The 15,402-nt window shown below is 72.6% G+C and carries 13 protein-coding genes; 6 read left to right on the top strand and 7 right to left on the bottom strand.

Annotated features, from left to right (window positions below; translation table 11 throughout):
• Positions 1 to 21: 21 nt before the first annotated feature.
• Together HD596_RS00790 and HD596_RS00785 are read right to left on the bottom strand one after the other, a co-directional pair.
• Positions 22 to 1,179: a CU044_5270 family protein gene (locus HD596_RS00790; protein WP_185067395.1), complete on the bottom strand. Its 1,158-nt coding sequence runs from the start codon at positions 1,177 to 1,179 to the stop codon at positions 22 to 24.
• Positions 1,180 to 1,201: 22 nt separating this feature from the next.
• Positions 1,202 to 1,726, bottom strand: a complete 525-nt coding sequence (locus HD596_RS00785) for an RNA polymerase sigma factor (protein ID WP_185067394.1) — start codon at positions 1,724 to 1,726, stop codon at positions 1,202 to 1,204.
• Positions 1,727 to 1,881: 155 nt separating this feature from the next.
• On the opposite strand from HD596_RS00785, the gene HD596_RS00780 reads away from it, so the two are divergent.
• Entirely contained in the window at positions 1,882 to 2,613 is a 732-nt protein-coding gene (locus HD596_RS00780) for a tyrosine-protein phosphatase (RefSeq protein WP_185067393.1), read from the top strand.
• Here the strand turns inward: HD596_RS00780 and HD596_RS00775 are convergent.
• A complete protein-coding gene (locus tag HD596_RS00775) occupies positions 2,610 to 3,290 on the bottom strand; it encodes a DUF1579 family protein (protein ID WP_185067392.1) in 681 nt (226 codons plus the stop codon). The genes HD596_RS00780 and HD596_RS00775 overlap by 4 nt on opposite strands.
• A 160-nt stretch (positions 3,291 to 3,450) precedes the next feature.
• Here HD596_RS00775 and HD596_RS64555 point away from each other — a divergent pair, with 160 nt between their 5' ends.
• Positions 3,451 to 5,307 (top strand): sensor histidine kinase, encoded by a 1,857-nt coding sequence (locus HD596_RS64555; protein WP_185067391.1) that lies wholly within the window; start codon positions 3,451 to 3,453, stop codon positions 5,305 to 5,307.
• Between the two features lie 62 nt (positions 5,308 to 5,369).
• A complete protein-coding gene (locus HD596_RS00765) occupies positions 5,370 to 5,975 on the top strand; it encodes a response regulator transcription factor (RefSeq protein ID WP_185078217.1) in 606 nt (201 codons plus the stop codon).
• A gap of 24 nt (positions 5,976 to 5,999) precedes the next feature.
• On the opposite strand, the gene HD596_RS00760 is transcribed toward HD596_RS00765, so the two are convergent.
• The gene (locus HD596_RS00760) at positions 6,000 to 6,782 is read right to left on the bottom strand and encodes an alpha/beta fold hydrolase (RefSeq protein WP_185067390.1); all 783 of its coding nucleotides are present in this window, start codon (positions 6,780 to 6,782) and stop codon (positions 6,000 to 6,002) included.
• A 57-nt stretch (positions 6,783 to 6,839) separates the two neighbouring features.
• On the opposite strand from HD596_RS00760, the gene HD596_RS00755 reads away from it, so the two are divergent.
• A complete protein-coding gene (locus tag HD596_RS00755) occupies positions 6,840 to 7,298 on the top strand; it encodes a MarR family winged helix-turn-helix transcriptional regulator (RefSeq protein ID WP_185067389.1) in 459 nt (152 codons plus the stop codon).
• Between the two features lie 8 nt (positions 7,299 to 7,306).
• On the opposite strand, the gene HD596_RS00750 is transcribed toward HD596_RS00755, so the two are convergent.
• Positions 7,307 to 8,413, bottom strand: a complete 1,107-nt coding sequence (locus HD596_RS00750; RefSeq protein WP_185067388.1) for an FAD-dependent monooxygenase — start codon at positions 8,411 to 8,413, stop codon at positions 7,307 to 7,309.
• Between the two features lie 97 nt (positions 8,414 to 8,510).
• Here HD596_RS00750 and HD596_RS00745 point away from each other — a divergent pair, with 97 nt between their 5' ends.
• Positions 8,511 to 9,086, top strand: coding sequence for a TetR/AcrR family transcriptional regulator (locus HD596_RS00745; RefSeq protein WP_185067387.1), 576 nt, complete (start codon positions 8,511 to 8,513; stop codon positions 9,084 to 9,086).
• A 165-nt stretch (positions 9,087 to 9,251) separates the two neighbouring features.
• Here HD596_RS00745 and HD596_RS00740 read toward each other — a convergent pair whose 3' ends face one another.
• Positions 9,252 to 14,006, bottom strand: coding sequence for a GH92 family glycosyl hydrolase (locus tag HD596_RS00740; protein WP_221519115.1), 4,755 nt, complete (start codon positions 14,004 to 14,006; stop codon positions 9,252 to 9,254).
• Positions 14,007 to 14,158: 152 nt separating this feature from the next.
• Positions 14,159 to 14,656, bottom strand: coding sequence for a hypothetical protein (locus tag HD596_RS00735; RefSeq protein ID WP_185067386.1), 498 nt, complete (start codon positions 14,654 to 14,656; stop codon positions 14,159 to 14,161).
• A gap of 157 nt (positions 14,657 to 14,813) precedes the next feature.
• Here HD596_RS00735 and HD596_RS00730 point away from each other — a divergent pair, with 157 nt between their 5' ends.
• Entirely contained in the window at positions 14,814 to 15,374 is a 561-nt protein-coding gene (locus HD596_RS00730; protein ID WP_185067385.1) for a GNAT family N-acetyltransferase, read from the top strand.
• The last annotated feature ends 28 nt before the right edge of the window (positions 15,375 to 15,402 follow it).

Below are 15,402 nucleotides of genomic sequence, written 5' to 3'. Positions count from 1 at the left end.
GGCAGGCGTCCGGCCGGGGCCTCAGCCGGCCGGGCGCCTGCCGAGCTCGTCGGACCAGCCCATGTCCTCCAGCGCCACCCGCAGCAGGAGCTTGCCCTTCTCGGCCAGCTCGTACTGCAGCAGCCCCGCCGACCGCTCGTCCACGACCAGCCGCACCGTGAGCTCGTGCGCCGCCGGCGTGGAGAGGGCGACCCCGGTACGCCCCAGCGCGTCGGAGGTCCTGCCCTCCAGCGTCACGGCCGGCTGGTCGGCCAGCACGCGGAACAGGGCCGAGCGGGTGCCCGGCTTGAGCGGCGCGGTCATCAGGTCCACGGCGGTCTGCCAGAGGTAACCGGCCTTGTCGGTGTCCGCGCTGTTCGGGCTGCGCTTCCAGAGGTCGTCCAGGCGGCGGCGCAGCGCGTCCTCGCCGGTGGGCAGGTCCGCGAGGTTGTGCAGGTTCAGGCTCGGGTTGTCGATCGACAGGACCCGCTCGGTGCCGTCGTCGTAGGTCTTGGGCTTCTTCTCGGCCAGCTCGGGGGAGCCGGCCGCCCGCCAGTCGGCCTCGTCCTGCGGGGAGCCGAAGGTGACCTCGACGTCCTGGTTGCTCACGCTGCGGCCGGTCTCGCCCGCCTTCATCGGGCGCCAGGTCTCACGGGTGTCGGCGGAGAAGGCCGCGTACGGCAGCTCGGGGACCCCGCCGGTCTTCAGCTCCGTGACCTTCTTCTCGAACTCCTTCTCCGCGGCGGCCAGCCGCTCCGGGGCGCCCTTGAGCCCCGCCTCCTTGTCCTTCTGCGCCTTGCGCAGGGCATTGAGCTTGGCCGTGTAGTCGCCCGGCACGTGGTGCACCTTCGCGAACGTGCGCTCCCGGACGTACCAGTAGCGGCCGGACTCGGCCGGCTCGCGCAGCGCCGTCGAGGCCGCCGCGAGCAGGAAGGAGCGGGCGGTCACCGGCGCGGCCGCCACTGCCGGGCTCGGCGTCCTGGGAGCCGGGGTCTCGCCGGAGGCGACGACCACGGTGGCGGCCGCGAGCCCGGCCGCCGCCGCGCTCGCCACCAGCAGGAACGGCCGCCGCGAGCGCCGCCTGACGCGCGGCGTGGCGAAGGCGCGGGCCAGGTCGGCCGAGCGGCGCCGCCGGTAGCCGTCCTCGGCCAGCTCGTCCAGCCCGTCGGGCTTGAGCCCGGCGAAGAGTCGGTCGGTCATGAAAGGTCCTCCAAGGGTGTGGTCAGGAGTCGAGGCTGCGGGCCGGGCTCGCGCCGCCCAGGCGCAGGGCCTGGGTGAGGCGCTTGCGCGCACGGTGGAGCCGGACGTTGTACGTACGGACCGAGCAGCCCACGACGGAGGCCGCCTGCTCGGGCGGCAGGCCGTACCAGGTGGCGAAGATCATGGCCTCCACGTCGTGCTCCGGCAGGGCCGACAGCGCGGCCAGCGCGGTCTCCCTGTCGACGACGTGCTCGGCCACGTCCCAGGCCACCTGGTCGCGCGGGGTGGTCAGGGCCACGATCCGGTCGACCAGGGCCTGCCGCCGGTGGCGCGAGTCGCGCTGCTTGGCCAGCAGGTTGCGCGCCACCCCGAGCAGCCACGGCAGCGGCGGCTGCGGCAGGTCGTCGAGCCGCCGCCACGCCACCAGGAACGTCTCGCTGGAGACGTCCTCGGCGAGGTCGCGCTCGGCCCGCAGCAGGGCGTAGCCCAGGACGCTGCGATAGTGCCGGTCGTAGAGGTCTGTGAATCGTTCCTCGGGATCATCCACACCCAGTAGTCCCTCCGGACGCCCCTGGATTACCGCGACCTACCGAATTATTCGGTTGCTCCTCCTGCGCTGCCCGCCACGACGGCGTATGGCTGACGACCAGCGACGAGATCGCCGAGCACTACGCGGGCATGGGGCGGTCGTAGAGTGACCGCGTGAGAAGACATATCGCGTTCGAGCGGCTGCACAACTTCCGGGATCTCGGCGGCTACCGGGCCGCCGGCGGGAGCGTGGTGCGGTGGGGGCGGCTGTTCAGGTCCGATTCGCTGGCCAAGCTGCGCGGCGAGGACTGGGACCGCTTCCTGGGCTTGGGCGTCCGTACGGTGATCGACCTGCGCTACCCCTGGGAGATCGAGGCCAGGGGGCGGGTGCCGCACCACGACGGGATGGCTTATCACAACCTCAGCATCGAGCACCGGCCCTACGACCAGGCGGAGATCGACCCGGACGCCGACCCGTGGCGCTTCCTGGCCGACCGCTACGCCGAGGTCGCCCTCGACGGGGTCGCGGAGCTGCGGCAGGCCCTGGAGGTCATCGCCTCGGCGGACGAGCCGCTGGTGTTCCACTGCGCCTCCGGCAAGGACCGGACCGGGCTGGTGGCCGCGCTGGTGCTGGCCCTGCTGGAGGTGCCGGAGGACGACATCGTGCGGGACTTCGCGCTGACCGAGCTGGCCACCGACCGGCTGGTCGCCGACTGGCGGGCCGCCCACCCGGGCCGCGAGCTGAAGTGGCCCGGGTACGGCAGAGCCCCCGGCGAGATCATGCGCCTCTTCCTGGCCGACCTGGCGGCGGCACACGGCTCCGTCCGGGGATATGTCACCGACCGGCTCCGGGTGGAGGAGGAGCTGATCTCAGAACTCCGGGGCCGGTACCTCCACGACGGCTAAGCCGGCGCCCTGCGGGTGTAGACGACGCGGTCCACCAGCCGCTCGGGCTGGCCGGGAGGCGTGAAGTACAGGTCGAAGGTGTGCTTGTCGTTCGACCTGATGGTGATCACGGTCCGCATCGGGATGGTCTTCCCGACGTATTCGGGGCCCAGCACGCCGGGGTCGGTGAACGTGCCGGGCAGCGACAGCTCGTTGGTGCGCTTGCTGAGCGCGGGCCCCCGGTAGGTCATCGCGGTGGGGGTGACGCTGTCGAACGTCGTCCACTCGTAGCGCCGGTCGATGGTGGAGAAGCCGAGGATGCCCAGGCGGTAGTAGGGGTTGCCGCCCAGGGTCCCCTCGGTCCGCTCCTCCAGGAAGCGGCCGCCGGTCTTGGCGATCCACCGCGTCGTGACCGTGATGTCGCGGGAGACGACCGGCTTGCCGCCGCCGAGGAGGTAGTTGGTCTTGACGGCCTTCCACGTGCCGGCCAGCGGGTCGAGCTGCCGGTGGAAGGGGCCGGGCGCGAGGGCGTCGGCGGGCGCGCTCCGCACCTGGACGGCGGCCCGCGCGGTGATCGGCGCCGCGGCGGACGCGCTCGGCGCGCCGATCAGGCCCAGTACGGCCAGGGCCGAGATCAGGGCCGAGATCAGGGCCGAGACCAGGGCCGGGACCACGGCCGGTGCCAGTCGGTTCAGCATGATGTCTCCACAGTGCTCATAGGGCTCGTAGGGCTCGGACGAGCCCGGCCGCCGGAGTGATCTCGGCGCAGAGGGATCGTGACATCGGGGACAGAGCCGCTGATAGTGTCGCTGTACTCGGCCGGGTATGCATTTTGCACGGTTCACGGGGAGGGGCCGGGTGGCGCGGACCGCGGACGACCTTCCGCTCCGGCTGGCCCGGGCCATGCTGTGGGCCTCGTTCGGCATCCTGATCTACATCCGGGCGTTCGGCGGGCTGGACAGCGGCGCCGGCCCGCTCGGGGTGCTGCTGCCGATGGCGTCGTACCCGCCGCTGGTCGCGCTGGCGGTGCGGCGCCGGCGCCCGGCCGTCCGCTACGCGCTCCTCGCGGCCGTGGTGCTGCTCTACTTCCTGCCGTTCCCGGTCGTCGGCGAGTCCTGGGAGTGGATGCCGTGGACCGTGGCCGCCGCCGTCCTGTGCGCCCTTCCCCAGCGGGTCGCCTGGCCGCTGTTCGTCCTCGTCGTGGCCGCGGCCGGCGCGTCCGTCCTCGTGCTCGGGTACGACGCCTACCCCGGGGAGGAGGTCCAGGCCCTCCTCGGGTACGCGATCATCACGGCGGACGACGGTCTCATCGTGTTCGGCCTGTCCGCGCTCGTCCGGGCCGTCGAGCAGGTGCACGGCACCCGGGAGGAACTGGCCCGGGCGGCCCTGGCCAGGGAGCGCCTCCGCCTGGACGGGGAGTTACGCGGCGTCCTCGGCGGAAAGCTGCGGGCGATCGCGTTCCGGATGCGGAAGGCGGCCCAGGAGGATCCCGGCGAGGCCCGGCGCGACCTCCGGGAAGGGGTCGAGCTCGCGCGGCGCACGCTGGCGGAGGTGCGGGCCACGGCCGGCGCCTACCGCGCCGCCGCTCCCGCGCGGGTCCCGCCGCCGGTCGAGTCGCCGCGCCTGGCCCGGCACGTGCTGCTCGCGATCCTGCTCATCCAGTGCGTGCTCGTCCTGAAGGTCATGGCGCCCACCCACCCCTACGACTGGCCGGCCCTCGCCCTCGCGGCGGCCCTGCTGGCCGCCGTCGTCATCCTCCAGGCGCTGCCGCCGTCGCGGGCGGCGCTGATCGCGCAGAGCCTGCTGATCCTGCTGCCGCTCGCCGTCTTCCCTGAAGCCTGGGACCGCCTGCTGAGCGTCTTCACGGGCAAGCTGCTGCTCAACGTACGTCCGCCGCTCTCCTGGGCGATGACCGGGCTCGTCCTGGCCGGGCACCTCGCCTGGCTCCTCCACTCCGTCGACAGCGGTGCCCTGTTCGTCGACGACGTCGCCGCGGCGCTGAGCCTGTTCGGCGGCCACATCATGATCATGTGGCTGGTGTACTGCCTCGGACGGCTGAGCGGGCTGCTGGCCGTGCTCGAGCGGATGCGGCGTGAACTCGCCGAGGCGGCGGTGCGCCGCGAACGCGTGCGCGTCGCCGGTGACCTGCACGACGTGCTGGGCTTCAGCCTGTCGGCGGTCGCGCTGAAGGGCGAGGTGGCCGAGCGCCTGCTGGACACCGACCCCTCCCGGGCCAGGGCCGAGATCGCCGCGCTCGGGTCGCTGGTGGAACGGGCGGTGGCGGAGCTCGGCTCCATCGCCGGGGACCGGGTCGAGCTGCGGCTCCGTACCGAGATCGACGCGGCCCGCGAGGTGCTGGCGAGCGCCGGCATCGAGGTGGTGGCCCGCGTCGGGACGGGCCCGCTGGCGGCGGAGGTGGACACCGCGCTGGCCACCGTGCTCCGCGAGGGCGTCACCAACGTCCTGCGCCACAGCCGGGCCCGCACCTGCGAGATCACCGTGTCGGAGGCGGCGGGGTCCGTACGGCTGCGGCTGGTCAACGACGGCGCCACCGGACGGCCGGGGGAGCGGGGGACCGGGCTCGGCAGCATCGCGGCGCGGACCGGCGGGCGGCTGACGGCAGGGCACCGCCCCGGAGGCAGGTTCGAGCTGCTCGCCGAGTTCCGCGCGGATCCCGGTCGGGCCCCCGCCGCCGCTTCCGGGCCTCTAAGGTGAGTGGTCGTGACGACGGAACTGAGACTGACCCCGGAAGATCCCGCCGCACCGTGCACATGAGCGTGCTCCGGGTCCTCCTCGCGGAGGACATGCTCCTGCTGCGCGAGGCGCTGGTGGAGCTGCTCCACCTCCACGACGGCATCGACGTGGTGGCCCAGGTGTCCAGCGGTCTGGAGATCGTGGCGGCGGCGGAGCGTCACCGGCCGGACGTCGCGGTGATCGACATCGACCTGCCGGGGATGGACGGCATCACGGCCGCCGCCGAGCTGAACGATCGGCTGCCCGGCTGCCGGGTGCTCATCCTGACCGCGCTGAGCAGGCCGGGCGAGCTGCGCCGCGCGCTCGACGCGAGGGTCGCGGGGTTCGTCCCCAAGGACATCAGGCCCGGCGACCTCGTCGCCGCCATCCGGACGGTCGCCGCCGGAGGCGAGGTGGTGGACCCGGCCCTGGCCATGACCGCGTTGCGGGCGCCGGAGAGCCCGCTCACCCAGCGCGAGACGGAGGTGCTGCGGCTGTCGGCGACCGGCGCCCAGCCGCTGGAGATCGCCGAGCGGCTCTTCCTCACGTACGGCACGGTCCGCAACTACCTGACCTCGGCAGTTACCAAACTGGGCGCGCGCAACCGGATCGACGCCATCCGCATCGCCTCCGAGGCCGGCTGGCTCTGACCGCGCCCCGCGCTGAGCGGGGTCTCACGAGGCCGCAGAGGACGCGAAGTCCTCGAGGAGGTCGTTGAAGAGGTCCGGGCGCTCCATGTTGGGGTAGTGGGCGGCACCGTCGATCGAGATCGCCCGCCCGTCGGCCACGGTACGGGCGAGGCGCTCGGCCATGCCGATGTGGTCGGGCGAGTCGAGGGCGCCGTTGACGGCCAGCACGGGAACGCCGATCCCGGCGGCGCGCTCCCAACTGTCGCGGATCGGGACGAGCAGGTCGGGCTCGCCGGCGGCGTGCTTGGACATGGTGTCCCTGGCCATCCGGCGCAGGTGGCCGGCGACGCCGGGGTCGAGCTCGTCCAGGGCGCGGTGCGGGCCCGCGGCGAACGCCATGAAGCCCTCGACGGAGCCCTCCAGATCGCCGGCGGCCATCGCCGCGTGCCAGGCGGCCAGGGCGCGGGTGGTCCAGGGGTCGGTGAAGTACGGCTCGCCGGTGCCGGCGCCGCTGACGACCACGGCGGCGACCAGGTCTGGGTGCTCCAGCGCGGTGTCGACCGCGATGCTCGCGCCCATGGACACGCCCGCCAGGACCGCCGGCCCCGTGTCCAGGTGGCGCAGCAGGGCGGCGAGGTCGTCGGCGAGCCGGTACGGCCCGGTGGGGTTGGCGGAGCGGCCGTGGCCGCGGGCGTCGGGCGCGATGACGCGGTAGCGCGAGGCGAAGCGGGGAATCTGGTCGTCCCACATGCGGTGGTCGACGAAGCCGCCGTGCAGCAGGACGAGGGGGCGTCCGGCGCCGGTGTCGAGCCAGAACAGATCCTTCATGACAACTAAGGTGTCATTTTTGACCGAAGATGACAACCTAGGTGTCATCATGGTGGGGTGAGCGACACGAACCGCAGCCCGGGCGACCGGCTCACCGAGGTGTTCGACCTGGTGGGCCCCCTGTATCGGCGCGCCCAGCGCAAGGTGGAGCAGGACGCGCCCATCGAGGGGCTGTCGGTGGGGGTGCGGGCCGTGCTCAACCTGCTGCGCGAGCACGGGCCCATGACCGTCCCCCAGATGGGCCGGGCGCAGGCGTTGAGCCGCCAGTTCGTCCAGCGGATGATCAACGATGCGGCCGGGCGGGGGCTGGTCGAGTCCGTGGCCAACCCGGCGCACAAGAGGTCGTCGCTCATCCGGCTGACCGAGCAGGGGCGGGCCGTCATCACCGCCGTGATCGACCGCGAGCGCGCCGAGCTGCGCCGGATCGGCGGCGACCTCACCGACGCCGAGGTCACCGCCTGCCTCCGGGTCCTCTCGCGCCTGCTCGGGCACCTCGACGACATCGACATGGACTGAACGGGACCTCATCCCGAGGTGTAGTCCTCGAGCGCCACCACGTCCTCGGCCACCTCCACCGGGGGCTCGGTGGGCGGCTGGAGGAACCAGCGGGCCGCGGCCCGGCCGTGCAGCTGGTTGCGCTCGACGTAGTCGCGCAGCCGGCCCTCGTACGCGGCGAAGGCGGTGGCGTGGTCCGGGGCCTGCGCCAGCTCGCCGGCCAGCACGTACGCGCCGATCAGCGCCTGCGAGGTGCCGCGGCCGGAGGTGGGCGCGGCACAGTGGGCGGCGTCGCCCACCAGGGCCACCCGGCCGGCCGACCATGAATCCATCACGACCTGGCCGGAAGAGTCGAAGAAGAACTCCTCGGCCTCGCTCATGGCCTCCAGCAGCCGGGGCACCTCCCAGCCCGCGCCGGCGAAGTGCTCGGCCACCAGCTTCTCCTGCTGCCGGCGGTCGCGCCGGTCGTAGTCCAGGTGGTCGGCCCCGAACGACAGGCCGACGCGCAGCTCGCTGTTGCCGCGGGCGGCGAAGGCCAGCGCGCTGCGGCCGGCGGTGTTGTGCATCAGGCCCGTGCGGTCGAGGCCGAACAGGTTGGGCGTGGTGAACAGCGCGCCGTAGATGCCCAGGTGGCGGACGTAGCGGGACTCGGGGCCGAAGGCGAGCCGGCGCACGGTCGAGTGCATCCCGTCCGCGCCGATGACCAGGTCGAACGTACGGGATCCGGCGCGCTCGAAGGTCACGTGGACGCCGGAGCCGTCCTGGTCGAGCCCCGTGATCGTGTCGTCGAACAGGTAGTCGGTGGTGTCGCGGGTGGCCTCGTACAGGATGGCGGTCACGTCGGACTTGAGCACCTCCAGGTCGCCGGAGATGGCGTCGGCGGGCAGCTCGGCCAGGGGCTCGCCGGCCTCGTCGACGAGCGTCATCCCGGTCATCCCCGTCTCGTGCCGGCGCATCTCCGCCAGCAGGCCCATCCGCTCCAGCACCTCCAGCGCGCTGCCGCGGAAGTCGATGGCGGCGCCGCCGCCGCGGACGACCGGGGCCCGCTCCACGATCGTGGGCGCGTGGCCGTGCCGGTGCAGCCAGTAGGCCAGGGCGGGGCCGGCGACGCTGCCGCCGGAGATCAGGATCCGCATGGGACTTCCCTTCTCGGTTGGTGTGGGGCAACCGTACGCAGGATTTGGGCAAATGCGCAAGACGTTCGTCTCATGCGCTCGTGCTAGGCTGCCCGCCATGGGAAACCGTGAGGACCTGCTGGCCGGGGCGCGGCGCTGCCTGGAGGAGAAGGGGTGGGCGCGCACGACCGTCCGCGACATCGCGGCGGCGTCCGGCGTCAGCATGGCCGCGATCGGCTACCACTTCGGCTCGCGCGAGGCGCTGCTCAACGCGGCGCTGGTGGAGGCGATGCGGGAGTGGGGCGAGCAGATCGGCGCCGCGATGGCCGCCGTGGACGAGGCGGCCCCGCCCGGCGAGCGCTTCGAGGCGCTCTGGGAGCGGCTCATCGCGTCGATCGGCGAGCACCGCACGCTGTGGCTGGCCAATCTGGAGGCCATGGTGCAGGCCGAGCACTCGCCGGAGCTGCGTGACGAGCTCGTGGCCGGCCAGCGCGAGGGCCGCCGCGGCATGGCCGCGCACCTGGTGGACGGCGACGAGGCCGACATCGCCGAGCGCGAGGTGCGCACCGTCGGCTCGGTCCATCTCGCGCTGCTGCTGGGCGTGATGGCGCAGTGGCTCAACGACCCGGACCAGGCCCCGACGGGGGCGGAGGTCCTGGCGGGCCTGCGCGCGCTGACCGCCCGGATGGGGTGACGTTCCTCAACCGTTCAGCTCCGCGTAGCCGGCCGGATCCGGGGCGGCGTGCGCTGGGACGGCAAGGCGTGGCACCCGGTGGCGCTGCCCGCCGTCGCGGTGCCCGCGGCGGCCCTGCCCGCGTACGGGCTCGGCGCTGGCCGCGGGCTTCGCCTGGAGACCTCCTCAGGGAGACGTGATCTTCCGCAACTCCTGGCGCCGCAGGTCCAGCCGCACCCTGGCCAGCCAGGACCCCCAGCCGTTGTCCGGCCGGCTGTCCCCGATGCGCAGGTAGAACGTACGGGCCTGGCCCCGCAGCTCGTCGAGGTCGAGCGTGCGCGCCGAGCGGTTGGACAGGTCGCGCACGTCGGCGCTCTCCTGCAGCACGGTCCGCCAGCTCCGGTTGTCGGCCGAGACCTGCACCAGGAACTGGTTGCCGATGTCCAGCGTCACCGAACCGCCGCTCACCTGGGCCGGCAGCTCGAACTTGTACGTGGCGTGGCTGTCGCCGTCGGTGAAACGGGCGCGCCCGTCGAACACCTCGCCGTCGAGCTGGGACCCGTCGGCCTCCAGCAGCCACGGCTCCTCGGCCGCCGTGCCGGGCGTGAACTCCACGGTGTCGCCGACCACCGTGACCGTCACCTGCTCGGCGGCCTGCCCCTGGTCGGAGGTGGCGGCGAGCCGGATCGGGTGGCTGCCGGGACCCGCCGTCGCCGGCACCGTCACCTGGAACGTCACGGTCTGGGACGCGCCCGGCGCGACGGGACCGAAGGCGACCGCCTCCGAGGGCTGGACGGTCCAGCCCTCGGAGGCGGTCGCGGTCAGCCGTCCGGTGGCGGGCCGGTCGGCGTGGTCGGACACGGTCACCGGGAGCGTCACGGTCTCCCCGGGAGCGGCGAAGACCCCGGCGGCCTCGATGACCAGCGGTGACGTGGCGGGCGGCGCGGGAGCGAGCAGCTCGATCTCCGCGAGCGACGTGCCGCCGGTGAACCTGATCCGGTAGTGGGCGTACGCGCCCGGATGCGCGATCTTGAACGGGCGGGTCTGCAGCCGCCACGGGAAGCTCTCGCCGGCCCGCTCGTCGAGCACCTTCCACGACGTGCCGTCGGCGGAGCCCTCCAGGACCCATCCGGACGGATCCTCCGAAGGCTGCCCGGCGCCGGAGGTGAGCGTGTAGTAGCGCGCCTCCCGGTCGCCGTCGAAGGTGTACCGGACCCATTCGGGCAGCGCCGCCCGGGTGGCCGAGTCGTCGTCGAACAGCGCGCTCACGTCGGCGCCGCCGGCCGCCGACGCCGTGCCGCGCCCCGGCCCCGTGAGGTCGTGCAGCGGGGCGGGGATCCGGTCGTCGCCGGTGATCGAGGGCGGGGCGGCGTTCCTGCTCGTGCCCCAGCGCGACGGCTTCGGCCCCATCTCGAACACCAGCTCGCCGCCCTTGGCGATCAGGTCGTGCGGAAGGTACGTCTTGTCGTACGCCCTGCCGTTGACCTTCAGCCCCTGCACGTAGACGTTGCGCGCGCTGTTGCCCGGCGCCTTGATCACCAGCTTCCTGCCGCCCTCCAGGTGCACGGTCGCCTTCTCGAACAGCGGCGAGCCGATCGCGTAGTAGGGGCTGCCCATCTGCAGCGGGTAGAAGCCCAGCGCCCCGAAGACCTGCCAGGCCGACATCTCCCCGTTGTCCTCGTCGCCGGGGTAGCCCTGGCCGATCTCGCTGCCCAGGTAGAGCCGCGAGAGCGCCTCGCGCACCTTGGCCTGGGTCTTCCACGGTTGTCCCGCGTAGTCGTACATGTAGGCGATGTGGTGCGAGGGCTGGTTGCTGTGCCCGTACTGGCCCATCCGGATGTCCCGGGCCTCGCGCATCTCGTGGATGATCCCCCGGTACGAGCCGGGGAACGTCGCCGTCTCCTGGGTGGCGAAGAACGCGTCCAGCTTGGCGGCCAGCTTGTCCGCGCCGCCGTACAGGTTGGCCAGGCCGCGGCCGTCCTGCGGGACGTGGAAGGCCATGTTCCAGCCGTCGGTCTCGGTGTAGTCGAAGCCCCACGTACGCGGGTCGTAGGCGCCCGGCTTGAGCCGGAAGGAGCCGTCGGCGTTCCTGCCCTGGAAGAAGCGGACCGCCGGGTCGAACAGGTGGACGTAGTTACGCGCCCTGTTCTGGAAATATTCGTACTCCTCCAGGTAGCGGGCACGCTGCGCTCCCGTGGACCGCTCGGCCAGCGCCTTGGCCATGTTCGCGATCCCGAAGTCGTTGATGTAGCCGTCCATCGCCCACGACATCGCCTCCCCGGTCGACTGGACGCTCGTGTACCCCAGGAAGACGGAGGTGGTCAGGCCCTTGCGGCCCACCTGCCGGGTGGGCGGGGCGACGGTGGCGTTCTTGACCGCGGCCTGGTAGGCGGCCACGGCGTCGAAGCCGGTCACCCCCTTCAGGTACGCGTCGGCGAAGGCGACGTCGGAGCTGGTGCCGACCATCAGATCGGCGTAACCCGGCGAGGACCACCGGGCGATCCAGCCGCCGTCCAGGTACTGCCGCACGAACCCGTCGACCATCTCCCCGGCCGCCTTCGGCGTGAGCAGCGCGTACGCGGGCCAGGTGGTGCGGTAGGTGTCCCAGAAGCCGTTGTTGACGTACACCTTCCCGTCCGCCACCGGCGCCCCGGTCTGGGTGGGCGTGCTGGGCGGGGTGCTGGTCGCCGACTGCACGGCGTGCTTGTGGACCGGCGCGGCGGCGGTGCCGGTGTTCTCGAAGCCGGAGTTGGGATACAGGAACAGCCGGTACAGGTTGGAGTACAGCGTGACGAGCTGGTCCCGGCTCGCCCCTTCGACCTCGATGACGCCCAGCTTGGCGTCCCACGCCCGGCGCGCCCGCTCGCTGACCGTCTCCAGCGTGTCCGAGGCGGCGATCTCCAGCTCCAGGTTGTGCCTGGCCTGGTCGACGCTGATCAGCGAGGACGCGATGCGCATGGTGACCGTTCTCGTCGTGCCCGCGTCGAAGGACAGGTAGCCGAGCACGTTGTCGCGGCCCTGGCCGGTCAGCTTGCCGCCGCCGGTGACCGGGCGGTCGAAGACGGCGTAGTAGAACATCCGCGTGGCCCCGGTGGACAGGTCGCTGCGCACGTCGGAGTAGCCGCTCACCACGCCGCCGGCCGGGTCCAGGGTCAGGCCGCCGCTGTTGTTCACGTTGTCGAAGATCAGCTTGGCCTCGGTGCCGGGGAAGGTGAAGCGGGCCAGCGCCGCGTGGTCGGCCGGGGCGATCTCGGTCTTGAGGCCGTTGTCGAAGGTGACCGCGTACAGGTGCGGCTGCGCGACCTCCCGCTCGTGGCGGAAGGCCAGCGCGCGGGCGGTACGGGACGCGTTGGGCACCCCCTCGGCCGCCGAGGGCATGAACTGGAACGTCTGCCGGTCACCCATCCACGGGCTGGGCTCGTGACTGGCCGTGAACGCCTGGATCTCGGGCTGGTTGGCGGCGTTGTTGGCCCGGTGGTAGTCGTACAGCCAGCTCGTCGAGGCGGCGTTGGTCATCGGGGTCCAGAAGTTGAACCCGTGCGGCACCGCGGTGGCCGGGAAGTTGTTGCCCCGCGAGAAGCCGCCGGTGGAGTGCGTTCCCCGGGTGGTCACCACGTACTGGGTGGGGCTGCGATCGCCGTGTGCCGGGCGGCCCTCGTACGGCTGCCGCTTCCGCTCCGTGACGATCTTGATGTCGTCCACCCAGCCGCGGAACCCGGCGGGCCCCACGGGGCTGTCGTAGGCCACCAGGATGCGGCTGATGCGCTTGCCCCTGGCGACCTCGCCGATCCGGGAGAGCTTGTAGTTCCACTGGTCGGCGTACAGGGTCTTGGACTCGCCCTGCGCGCGCGGCGCCAGCCGGACGCCGTGCTGGTCGACGGCCTTCAGGTCGCTGAGGTACGTGCCGTCGCGGAAGGCCAGGTCCACCGAGACGTACGTGCTGGGGTAGCGCAGGTCGGCCGCGGTGAACTCGGGGAAGACCAGGTAGGACAGCTCCGTCGTGGCCGTGACCGGGATGTCCACCTCGAACACCTTGTTGGTGGAGTGGCCGCCGGTCCGGGCGGTGGTGCTGCCCGCGTACTGGAACGCCCGCAGGCCGGAGAAGCCGGCGCGCGGCTTGGACACGAACCCGCCGTTCGGCCCCGCGCCGATCCGGCTGCGCATGTCGCTGGGCGGCTCGGGGCCGGTCCGGCCGTCAGACAGTTCCCACTCGGCCAGTTGCAGGGTCGAGCCGCCGCCGATGCGGGTGATGTTCAGCCGGTAGTGGGCGTAGGCGGTCGGGTTGGCGAGGCGGTACTCCTTGCGCTGGAAACGCGCCGTGAACGTCTCGCCGGTCCGGGTGTCCAGGGTGGTCCAGCTCTGCCCGTCCTGCGAGCCCTGCAGCTGCCAGTCGCGCGGGTCGCGTTCGGGGGCGTCGTTGGCGGAGGTCAGCGCGTAGTGCACGACCGCGACGGGGGCGGACAATCCGTACTGCGCCCAGCCGGTGCCGGCGAACGCCAGCCACTTGGTGTTCGCGTCGTCGTCGGCCAGGTTCTCCTTGCCCTCGCCGCCGGAGGCGTTCTCGCCGCTGGCGCTGAACCGGGCGATCCGGTCCGAGATGCTGCCCTCGATGCGTCCGGGCAGGCTGCCGGTGACGTTCGCGGCCTTCTTGACGCCGCGGGCGTCGGTCTCTGTCGTGTCGGCCCACGTCGGCTGCGGGTCCTCGGGCTCGAAGGAGGAGGCGAAGGCCGCGCCCTCGGCCCGGGCCAGGGCCTGCGCGTCCCGTGCCGCCCGCCGGGTCTCCGCCACGGGCGGAGCCGGCTCGGCGGCCTGCGGGCCGGGGGGCGGGCTGTAGGAGGGGTTGGGGGTCGGAGTGCCCGAAGGGCCGGGATTGGGCACGGGCTCAGGACCGGCCGAGCCGGTCAGCGCGGCGGCGGGTGCGGCGAGGGCGAGGGTGGTCACGGCGCATAAGACCGCCATCATAAGAGATCGTTTACGACGGGACGGGGAAGGCCAGAGGGTGCTCACAGCGGTCTCCCAGGAGGAGTGATGACAGCGTTGTCAACCCCGATCTGTTAAGGAAGTTTTCAAATCGGCGGCGCCCTGTCAAGACCTCAGTGGGAGCCGACCAGGGTCTTGAGCGCGATGATGGCCAGCCCCAGCACGAGGTTGGCGGCGCCGGAGAGGGCCACGACCCGCGCCGGGGCCCGGGCCGTGACGGCCGCCGCGACGGCCCACGCCACCTGGCTCGCCACGGCGACGACCAGCGCCACCCACGTCACCGCCCTGTCGGACAGGCCCAGCGAGGAGGCGAAGGCGGCGCCGATGGCCGGGGGGAACGAGGCCTGCGCCACCGGCCAGTCGTGCCGGCCGGCCGTGCGCAGCCGCTGCCAGGTCAGGGGCTGGCTCCTGCTGGACACCACCCAGGCGTAGACGTGGGCGAGCCAGAACACCACGCCCGTGCAGATCAGCACGACCACGAGGTCACCCGCGTAGAGCGGCGTGCCGTCCACCGCGCTGCCGGCCACGACCGAGGCCGCCAGCAGCGAGCCGTACACGGCTCCAGCGAACCCGGTCCGCCCCTGCCCGCCATCGGTGTCATGCAGGTCCATGGCAGCAGTGTCGTCGGGCGCCTGCCGGGCCCGGCCGGTCGGCGTGCGGGACGATGCACAGTTTTGGGCTGTTCAGGAAGATCGCCGACCTGCCCCGCCTGCCCGCGTGAGAGGATCTTCTGGCGATATGGCCTAATTTTTGATCGTTGGGGGAACGATGTTCGCAAAATCCCTGGGTGAGGACGGCGCGGAGCTGCGGCCGCTGGAGCCGTGGCAGGCCGAGGAGCTCCTGGCCCACATGGACCGGGGCCGGGAGTTCGTCGGGCAGTTCATCAAGTTCCCGGACAGGGCCACGGACCTGGAGTCGAGCCGGTCCCTGCTCCAGTCGTACGCGGAGAAGGCCGCCACCGACACCGGGCGGATCTACGGCATCTGGACGGACGGCACGCTGGTCGGCGGGGTGCTCTTCCGCACGATGGACGTCGCGATGGGCGTCGCGGAGGTGGGTTGCTGGCTGGAGCCGTCGGCGGCGGGCAAGGGCCTGGTGACCAGGGCCGCACGGATGATCATCGATTGGGCGGTCGAGGAACGGGGCATCCACCGCATCGAATGGGTGGTCGCGTCGGAGAACGCGGCCAGCATCGCCGTGGCCCGGCGGCTGGGGATGACCAAGGACGGCGTGCTGCGGGAGAGCTACCTGCACCGGGGCAAGCGGCACGACCTGGAGATCTGGTCGGTGCTCGCGCCCGAGTGGCGCGCGGCCAGGCAGCCGTCCTGACGTGACCGGCACCCGCCCGCCGACCGGG

The organism is Nonomuraea jabiensis, assembly GCF_014204795.1.
In the GTDB taxonomy this organism is placed as follows: Bacteria; Actinomycetota; Actinomycetes; order Streptosporangiales; family Streptosporangiaceae; genus Nonomuraea; species Nonomuraea jabiensis.
Note: the sequence above shows the minus strand (reverse complement) of the source record. Positions and strands in the feature narration are given on the sequence as shown.

What these genes read in the sequence shown, in the direction of transcription:
- HD596_RS00790 (WP_185067395.1), bottom strand. Translation starts at nt 1,179, where the DNA reads ATGACCGACCGACTCTTCGCCGGGCTCAAGCCCGACGGGCTGGACGAG.
- HD596_RS00775 (WP_185067392.1), bottom strand. Translation starts at nt 3,290, where the DNA reads ATGCTGAACCGACTGGCACCGGCCGTGGTCCCGGCCCTGGTCTCGGCC.
- HD596_RS00760 (WP_185067390.1), bottom strand. Translation starts at nt 6,782, where the DNA reads ATGAAGGATCTGTTCTGGCTCGACACCGGCGCCGGACGCCCCCTCGTC.
- HD596_RS00750 (WP_185067388.1), bottom strand. Translation starts at nt 8,413, where the DNA reads ATGCGGATCCTGATCTCCGGCGGCAGCGTCGCCGGCCCCGCCCTGGCC.
- HD596_RS00745 (WP_185067387.1), top strand. Translation starts at nt 8,511, where the DNA reads ATGGGAAACCGTGAGGACCTGCTGGCCGGGGCGCGGCGCTGCCTGGAG.
- HD596_RS00735 (WP_185067386.1), bottom strand. Translation starts at nt 14,656, where the DNA reads ATGGACCTGCATGACACCGATGGCGGGCAGGGGCGGACCGGGTTCGCT.
- HD596_RS00730 (WP_185067385.1), top strand. Translation starts at nt 14,814, where the DNA reads ATGTTCGCAAAATCCCTGGGTGAGGACGGCGCGGAGCTGCGGCCGCTG.